Origin of the sequence: Klebsiella sp. 28 (genome assembly GCF_018223905.1) — a bacterium.
In the GTDB taxonomy this organism is placed as follows: Bacteria; Pseudomonadota; Gammaproteobacteria; order Enterobacterales; family Enterobacteriaceae; genus Klebsiella; species Klebsiella pneumoniae.
In genome coordinates this window covers 1-1,174 of record NZ_JAGRQY010000157.1, presented here as the reverse complement: position 1 = coordinate 1,174, position 1,174 = coordinate 1, and the positions used below count along the sequence as shown (strand labels likewise).

The following is a 1,174-nucleotide window of genomic DNA, read 5'->3' as shown; positions in this document are numbered from 1 at the left end:
TCCGCCAAGATTGAAGAAGATTATCGGGGTTTTTACTTTCTGGTTCCGGGTAAACATCCACAAAACCAGCTCCCTGCCACCTTATGGTGTGGCCAGCCAAGAATTCTAAACGTTCAGTAATCTAGCACTCATAGCAGGCATGATCAAGAATGTGACGTCGTTACGTCGATTCCTAGTTTCGCAGATTCCCTTTCAATCAGCCTCTCAATCATTGCTGCCTGAGTAATTCCTTCATTCTCACACATGATTTGAAGCTGGTTTTTAAGCTTGTCCCGCACAAATACTCTCACCTCTTTGTGCGTCGCTTTTTTTCGGGCAACAGCTTTCTGCTGACGTTCTGCCGCAGAAACAGGGTTGCCCTTCCTATAGGGACGTTTAGATGAGGAAGTAACTCCGTTAACGACCTGTGACATCTCTGCCTCCTCAAGCATATAACTGAATACTTGAACAAAGATACTACACGTCGCTGGATGCAGCGAGAGTTACGTTATTTTTTGTTATATAACCTGCCCTTGTTGGCGCAATGAGCAGGCTATTGAGCGAGGAGGTTAATACGAGGAACTCCAGTCTTTTCCCATCTCCCACCGAGTTTGCCAGTGCTGGAGATAGCGTTGAGCAACGACTGGTTCATCCCACACGACTAGCACGTTCTCTGAATTGAACCGATCAGCGGCTCGAGTGTAGTTAAAAGACCCCACTTCAACATTACGGCCGTCAGCAATAATGACTTTATCGTGCATGATTTTGTACTGCGACACTGTGCGAACCGGGATACCGGCATTGACCAGAAGATTCATGGCCGCCAGACTCGCCTTGTTTTGCCTGCCTGTATTGGCTTTCCAGTCCAGAACCACTTTCACATCGAGACCACGCTGTTTTGCCCTGACAAGCGCGCCGGCGACTTCGGGTGAGGTGAAGGAATAGCCCATCAGCCGGATTTCCTGCTGTGCAGAATTAATAGTCTTCAGGACCAGCTGCAGAGCCGTTCCTTCCGGCGAATACCCCGTCTCGATGCTGGCGGCATACACGGCCGGAACTGGTGCAAACAAAGACAGGCTGATAAGCCCGGACAGACAACATCTGCGGAGCGTACGGTTCATTTTTTTCACAGTATTTCCTTAACGGGTGTTTAAGAAACGCCGGGAGCGGGGAAACTGGCTTTTCCCCGTTCCCG

2 protein-coding genes are annotated in these 1,174 nt (G+C 49.5%); both read right to left on the bottom strand.

The genetic code is table 11. The annotated features are described in order from the left end of the window. Window positions 1-143 precede the first annotated feature (143 nt). Window positions 144-413, bottom strand: coding sequence for a replication regulatory protein RepA (locus KHQ28_RS23150; RefSeq protein WP_022631531.1), 270 nt, complete (start codon window positions 411-413; stop codon window positions 144-146). A gap of 135 nt (window positions 414-548) precedes the next feature. After that, complete coding sequence (locus KHQ28_RS23145) at window positions 549-1,100, bottom strand: phospholipase D family protein (protein ID WP_015065550.1); 552 nt, start codon at window positions 1,098-1,100, stop codon at window positions 549-551. Window positions 1,101-1,174: the final 74 nt, after the last annotated feature.

Coding starts and splice junctions, on each gene's coding strand:
- KHQ28_RS23150 (WP_022631531.1), bottom strand. CDS start 413: ATGTCACAGGTCGTTAACGGAGTTACTTCCTCATCTAAACGTCCCTAT.
- KHQ28_RS23145 (WP_015065550.1), bottom strand. CDS start 1,100: ATGAACCGTACGCTCCGCAGATGTTGTCTGTCCGGGCTTATCAGCCTG.